Below are 6,196 nucleotides of genomic sequence, written 5' to 3' on the forward strand. Positions count from 1 at the left end.
GCGCGGTGCAGCGCGTGCGCCAGTTGGCGCGGCAGTTCAAGGGGTACCTGCGCGGCCCGATCCGCGAGCCGGTTGCCGATCCCGAGCACCCGCGCTGGCTGGGTGGCCTGCTGGCCTTCGCCTACCCTGATCGCATCGCCCGCCAGCGGCGCGCCGGTGGTGGCGAATATCGCCTGGCCAACGGCCGCGCCGCGCTGTTCGGCGAGCCGGACGCGCTGATGAAGGAAGCCTGGCTGGTGATCGCCGATCTCGGCAGCCGCCAGGGTCAGCGCGAGGAACGCATCTACCTGGCGGCGGCATTGGAGCCGGGGCTGTTCGAGTCGATCCTCGCCGAACAGGTCAGCGTCCACGACGAGCTGGAGTGGGACGAGCGCGAAGGCGTGCTGCGCGCCGAGCGTCAGCGCAAGGTCGGCGAGCTGGTGCTGTCCACCGAGGCGCTGCCCAACCTCGACGCCGAGGCCCGCAGCCGCGCGCTGCTCGGGCTGGTGCGGCGCAAGGGCCTGGAGCTGTTGCCGTGGACGCCGGAACTGCGACAGTGGCAGGCGCGGATTGCCCTGCTGCGCCGTCTCGATCTGGAAGGCAAGGGCGAGAGCGAGTGGCCGGACGTCAGCGACGCCGCGCTGCTGGCTTCGCTGGAGGACTGGTTGCTGCCCTACCTGGGCAAGGTTTCGCGGTTGTCGCACTTCGCCAATCTGGAGCTGAGCGGAATTCTCCATGCGTTGCTGCCCTGGCCGCTGCCGCAACGGCTGGACGAGCTGGCGCCGCGCACCTTGCAGGTGCCGTCCGGCTCCAGTATCCGTCTGGACTACAGCGAGTTCCCGCCGGTGCTCGCGGTTCGTCTGCAGGAGCTGTTCGGCCTTGCCGATACGCCGCGCATTGCCGGAGGGCGGGTGGCGGTGAAGCTGCACCTGCTGTCGCCGGCGCAGCGCCCGGTGCAGGTAACCCAGGACCTGGCCAATTTCTGGCGCAGCACCTATGCGGAAGTGAAGAAGGACCTGAAGGGGCGCTACCCCAAGCATTATTGGCCGGATGACCCACTGATCGCCGAGCCGACGGCGCGGGCGAAGCCGCGCAAGGGATAGCTGCGTCGCTTGGGTTGCCGCAGGAGCGGACTTCGTCCGCGATGGCCCACCGCCAAGCTCGGAGCCGCCGGATAGTGATCGCGGACGGAGTCCGCTCCTACGTGAAGTCCTGCGCGTGGGCCTGCCCTCTCCCTAACCCTGGCTGCGCGCCCCGCTCCGAAGGGAGAGGGAGCTGTCCGTGCCGGCTGATGCCATGGATTCTTCCTGCACCGGCCGGTTCCCTCTCCCTTCAGGGAGAGGGTTAGGGAGAGGGGATCCAAGGCACGAACTATCAGAAGAGGACAGTTGCTCTTACCCATCGATCAAGCCCCGCGCCGCTTTTTGTAGGAGCGGGCTTGCTCGCGAACGGACTTCCCGGTGGCGCTGGAGCGGGGCGGTTCGCGAGCAAGCTCGCTCCTACAAGGCGCATTGCCAATCCTGTGCAATGTCCACGTTGGGGCTCAGGGCAACTTCATCTCGTAACCGGCCGCCTGCAACTCGTCGTAGGCGCGGTCCAACTGTGCGCGCAGGCCTTCGGCGTTGGGAGCATGGCGGGAGACGATGAGCTTGGTCGGCACGCTGTACAGGTTGTCGGAGGCCAGCGGCGCCATGCTCAGCTCCCGGCGCGCCTGTTCCACCGGGGCCTGGTAGTCGATCAGGTAATCGCCACGGCCGCGTTCGAGCATCTGCAGGGCGGCGGCGTGGGTGCTGGTGCGGTGCACTTCCAGCTGCAGCCTGGGGTCGGCCAGCATCTCGGTGATCGGCCGCCAGTAGCTGTAGCCGCTGATCAGGATGATCCGGCTGCCGGCCAGCCCTTCGGGCAGCCTGGGCGAGGGGCGCGAGGCCAGGCGATACAGGTTCAGCTCGACGTGCCCCAGCACGCGCTCGCATTCCAGGGTGCTGCCTTCCAGCTCCGGCTTGCCCGGTGCGCCGGCCCAGAGCTGCACGCTGCCGTCCTGCAGGCCCAGGTACAGGCGGGCGCTGGGCAGCGGGCGGAAGTCGGCGCGGTAGCCGGCCTTGAGCAGGATGCGCCGGACGATCTCGGCGCCGCTGCCGCGGGTGCTGCCGTCCGGGTCCGTATAGGTGTAGGGCGGGAATTCGTAATAGCCGACGGTCAGCACCGGCAGCGGATGCGGCAGCCGGTCGGCCAGCGTGGGCCGGTCGACGGCGAGGGCGTTGAGGCAGAGCAGGGCGACTATCGGCCCGACGAGACGGCGAAAGTGCATGGATACCCGAAGTGCTGTTGTCGTTGTTATAGGCTGCCGGGCGAGCATGGGGCCGCCGTGCCGCGCTTGTCCAGCCGGGGCCGGCGGCTATGTGTGGCAGCGCTCAGTGGGGCAGCAGCAAGCGCGCGGACAGCGGCAGGTGGTTGGAGATGCGCAGGGTGTCGTGGCGGCGCACGCCGGCATCGAGGCGGTTCAGGCTGGGGCTGTGGAACAGGTAGTCGAGGGTGCGATCGGGCTTGTGCACGCGCGGGTCGTTGGGGAAGTGGGTGTACCAGTTTTCCTGGTTGGCGCCGCTGGATTCCTCCACTGCCGGAACCACCGGGAAGCGTGCTGCCAGCAGGTTCAGCTCGCTGTTGGCGCGATAAGGCGCGCGCAACACTTCCGGCAAGTAAGGGTACTGGCCCAGCGGCAGCAGGCCGAGGTCGCCGCCCAGCAACCAGGGACGGCCGGCGGCCTGCAAAGTACTCAGGTGGGCCTCGACGGCTTCGACCTGGCGTTGCGGCGTGTCGTCGCCGTTGGGGCGCTCCAGGCGCGTGTTGATCACGCTGAGCTGGCCGCCGCCGCGGATCGGCAGGTCGCTCTGCAGCATCGCCGGCTGCGGGGCGAACAGGTGCAGCAGCGGAATGGACGAGCGCTGCGGCAGGGCGATGCGCTCGCCTCCGCTGATCTGGAAGCGGCTGAAGGTCACCAGCTTGCGCCCGGCGCTGCCGAACACGTGGGGGTTGGGGTCGAAGCGCGCCTTCCAGTCGAAGGCGGCGGTGGAGCAGGGGTAGAGGTCGGCCAGGCGGTCGCCGATCAGCGCCTGCTGGTCCTGCTTGCCGGTGGCGGCGGCGCCGTCGTCGACTTCCTGCAGCAGGACGATGTCCGGCGCTTCGTCGCGGATCACCCGCACCACCTCGTCGAGGCTGTAGGCGATGTCCTCGGGGCTGGGGCTGTCGTCGGGGCCGGTGGTGTCGGGCAGGTCGTCCCAGAAGATGTAGCGCTTGCCGGCCAGGTACTGGACGTTCCAGGTCATCACCTTCAGCGCCTGGCCCGGCTGAAGTTGCGGGGCGGGAGCGCGGCACTGCGCGGCGACGGCCTCGCGCTCGGCGGGGTGCCAGGCCAGCAGCCAGGCGGCAGCGGTGACGGCGAGCAGCAGGGCGATCAACAGCACGAAGAGGAAGCGGCGGCGAAGCGAGAGGCTCATGGGTGACCAGGGGCTATGCTTGTTGGGTCCAGAGGATAGTGTCTGTGCCCGCGCATTTCACCTGCGCATTTGCCGCGCGAAGCATCCTGCAACCTTGAGGCAGGCCGTTCACCGCGTGCAGCGCCCGCTCCGGGAGGTTGCCATGCCACGCTCGTTGTTCTCGCACGCGGTCTACCGGCACAAGGTGGTGCTGGTCAGCGGCGGCTGTTCCGGCATCGGTCGCGCGCTGGTGCTGCGCTTCGCCCGGGCCGGCGCGCATCCGGTGATCCTCGACCTCGACCAGGCGGCGCTGGACAGCCTGGTGCAGCACCTGAGCGAGCACCTGAACGTCGAAGCCCTCGGCCTGCGCTGCGACATCGCCGATGCCGAGGCGGTGCAGCGCGCGGTGGCGCTCGCAGTCGAGCGTTTCGGCGGTATCGACGTGCTGGTGAACAATGCCGGCATCACCCACCGCAGCCTGTTCATCGAGACCGAGCTGGCGGTGTTCCGGCGGGTGATGGCGGTGAATTTCTACGGCGCGCTGCACTGCACCCAGGCGGCGCTGCCCAGCCTGCTCGCACGGCACGGGCAGATCGTCGTGCTCAGCTCGCTGACCGGCTTCGCCCCGCTGCTCTACCGCAGCGCCTACAACGCCAGCAAGCATGCGCTGCACGGGCTGTTCGACACGCTGCGCATGGAGCTGGATGGCACTGGCGTGGCGATCACCCTGGCCTGCCCGGGCTTCACCGCTACCGACCTGCGCAAGAACGCGCTGGTGGGCGATGGCTCGGTGATCCGCCAGCCGGCGCTGGTGCTGGGCGCCGAAGTCGCCTCGCCGCGCGATGTCGCCGAGGCGATCTACCAGGGCGCGCTGCGCCGCCGACGCCTGCTGGTGCTGTCCAACGTCAACTGGCGGGCGTGGATACTGGCGCGCTTCTTCCCGCGGCTGTTCGAGAAGCTGCTGGTGCCGAAGATGTCGGGGCTCAGGCCGGGGCATTGACTTGTTTTGTCGGAGCGAGCTTGCTCGCCAACACCGGCCGGCTCCGGCGCCCAGGCGGTTCGCTCTGTGTAGGGCGCATAACGCCTACGGCGTTATCCGCCGCAATGGCGGATAACCCGTTCCGGGTTATGCGCCCTACGAGTCATCAGTGCGAGTGCGTATCGAACCCGCCGCCGGCCAGCGCCATGTCCCAGAACGAGGCCTCGATCTTGTGCCCGTCCAGGTCCCGAACGAAGCAGCCGTAGTAAGGGGCGCCATACTGCGGGCGCGGCCCCGGTGTGCCGTCGTCGGTCGCGCCGGCGGCAATCGCGGCGCGGTAGAAGGCGTCCACTTCCTCGCGGGAACTGGCCATGAAGCCGAAATGCGTGCCGTTGCCCACGCTCGCCGGGCGTCCGTCGATGGGGGCCTGGACCCAGAACTCGGGGTAGAGGCGGCCGTAAGCCACGGCTCCGGGATGCTCCATGATCTGCTGGCAGCCCAGGGTCGCCAGCACCGCGTCATAGAAAGCCCTGGCGCGCGGGTAGTCGTTGGTGCCGATGGAAATGTGCGAAAGGCAGCTGGGAGGGAAGTCGCTCACGGCGAGTCTCCTTACTCGGTGAAAGGAGACTCCAGCGTAGAACCCCGGCGCGCGATGTGCCGGGGGGATTTGTTGCGACTTGCTGCCGCTCAGGCGGTCTCGCGGCCGAGCAGGATGAAGATGCGGTAGGCCGCCACCGTCAGCAGCAACTGGAAGAAGCCGCTCAGCGAGTGCAGCGCGACGCCCAGTACCGGTGAGTCCTGGCCGGTCTCGGTGATCCAGCCTTCGGCGATCCACACCGGCGCGAGTATCACCAGTGAAGTCATCAGCAGCAGGAAGAAATGCCCGGTGGTCAGCGCGAAGCTTTCGCGCATCGCGTCGATGGGCGCGCGGCCGCGTTGCACCAGGAGGAATTCGGCGAAGGCCAGCTTGATCATCACGAAGATGCCCGGCAGCACCATCAGGTACAGGCCGAGCACTATCAGCAGCGAGGTGATCGCCGAGAGCAGGGCGAACGCCGGCCACAGGCGTAGGGCGGCGCTCCATAGTTCGCGCACGCCGCGCTGAACACCTTCGCCGGTATCGATCATGAAGAGGATCAGGCTGGCGGTGTAGATGGGGTAGAACACCAGGCCGGCGGCCATGCCCCAGGGAGCGAAGTTCTGCGGGCCGGCGGCGACGTTGATCTGCTGCTGCACCAGCGTCTCGATGACGATCCAGGGCAGGCACAGCGGCACCAGGATGCCCAGATGACGGGAAAAGAAGAACCAGGTGTCGCGGAGGATGGAAAGGGGATTCATCAGTAACCCGATACTGTCCGAGGGCTTCGACTCTAACTTAAGCAAACCCTCAGCTGAAGGCGCCAGAATTCTGCGACCGGAACTTGTTTTTTTGCGAGCCGATCCAATGTTGCAAAGGCAATGTTCTGCCGAACCACCCGCTCACTCGAGGCCTGCCATGAATTCCGAAGAGCAATCCCTGATCGATGGTCTGTTCACCCGCCTGCGTGAAGCCGAGGCGCAGACCGCGCCGCGCGACGCCGACGCCGAGGCGCAGATCAACCGGCACCTGGTGCAGCAGCCGGCCGCGCCCTACTACATGGCCCAGGCGATGCTGATCCAGGAAGCGGCGATCAAGCGCCTGGACCAGCGCGTCAAGGAGCTCGAAGCGCAGCAGGCCAGGGCGCAGGAACAGCGCCCGAGCAGCGGCGGCTTCCTCGCCGGCCTG

The 6,196-nt window shown here is 68.0% G+C and carries 7 protein-coding genes; 3 read left to right on the top strand and 4 right to left on the bottom strand.

Annotated features, from left to right (window positions below; translation table 11 throughout):
* Positions 1-1,082: ATP-dependent helicase C-terminal domain-containing protein (locus ACCC94_RS26920; protein WP_413352659.1), on the top strand; the 1,082-nt coding region annotated here is incomplete at its 5' end.
* 440 nt (positions 1,083-1,522) lie between these two features.
* Here the strand turns inward: ACCC94_RS26920 and ACCC94_RS26925 are convergent.
* Complete coding sequence (locus ACCC94_RS26925) at positions 1,523-2,287, bottom strand: substrate-binding periplasmic protein (RefSeq protein WP_413352660.1); 765 nt, start codon at positions 2,285-2,287, stop codon at positions 1,523-1,525.
* A 103-nt stretch (positions 2,288-2,390) separates the two neighbouring features.
* Complete coding sequence (locus tag ACCC94_RS26930; protein ID WP_413352661.1) at positions 2,391-3,473, bottom strand: endonuclease/exonuclease/phosphatase family protein; 1,083 nt, start codon at positions 3,471-3,473, stop codon at positions 2,391-2,393.
* 142 nt (positions 3,474-3,615) lie between these two features.
* Between ACCC94_RS26930 and ACCC94_RS26935 the strand changes: the two genes are divergently transcribed.
* Entirely contained in the window at positions 3,616-4,452 is an 837-nt protein-coding gene (locus tag ACCC94_RS26935) for an SDR family oxidoreductase (RefSeq protein ID WP_413352662.1), read from the top strand.
* A gap of 145 nt (positions 4,453-4,597) precedes the next feature.
* Here the strand turns inward: ACCC94_RS26935 and ACCC94_RS26940 are convergent, their stop codons facing one another.
* A complete protein-coding gene (locus ACCC94_RS26940) occupies positions 4,598-5,029 on the bottom strand; it encodes a VOC family protein (RefSeq protein WP_413352663.1) in 432 nt (143 codons plus the stop codon).
* Positions 5,030-5,118: 89 nt separating this feature from the next.
* Positions 5,119-5,769, bottom strand: coding sequence for a YciC family protein (locus ACCC94_RS26945; protein WP_413352664.1), 651 nt, complete (start codon positions 5,767-5,769; stop codon positions 5,119-5,121).
* Between the two features lie 157 nt (positions 5,770-5,926).
* Here ACCC94_RS26945 and ACCC94_RS26950 point away from each other — a divergent pair.
* Positions 5,927-6,196 (top strand): DUF2076 domain-containing protein (locus ACCC94_RS26950; RefSeq protein WP_413352665.1); only part of this gene is annotated, 270 nt, incomplete at its 3' end.

The sequence above is a fragment of the Pseudomonas sp. Pseusp97 genome, assembly GCF_047304025.1.
Lineage (GTDB): Bacteria > Pseudomonadota > Gammaproteobacteria > Pseudomonadales > Pseudomonadaceae > Pseudomonas.

Bases quoted from the DNA above. Each gene is read 5' to 3' on its own strand.
- ACCC94_RS26935 (WP_413352662.1), top strand. From the start codon at position 3,616: ATGCCACGCTCGTTGTTCTCGCACGCGGTCTACCGGCACAAGGTGGTG.
- ACCC94_RS26925 (WP_413352660.1), bottom strand. From the start codon at position 2,287: ATGCACTTTCGCCGTCTCGTCGGGCCGATAGTCGCCCTGCTCTGCCTC.
- ACCC94_RS26930 (WP_413352661.1), bottom strand. From the start codon at position 3,473: ATGAGCCTCTCGCTTCGCCGCCGCTTCCTCTTCGTGCTGTTGATCGCC.
- ACCC94_RS26945 (WP_413352664.1), bottom strand. From the start codon at position 5,769: ATGAATCCCCTTTCCATCCTCCGCGACACCTGGTTCTTCTTTTCCCGT.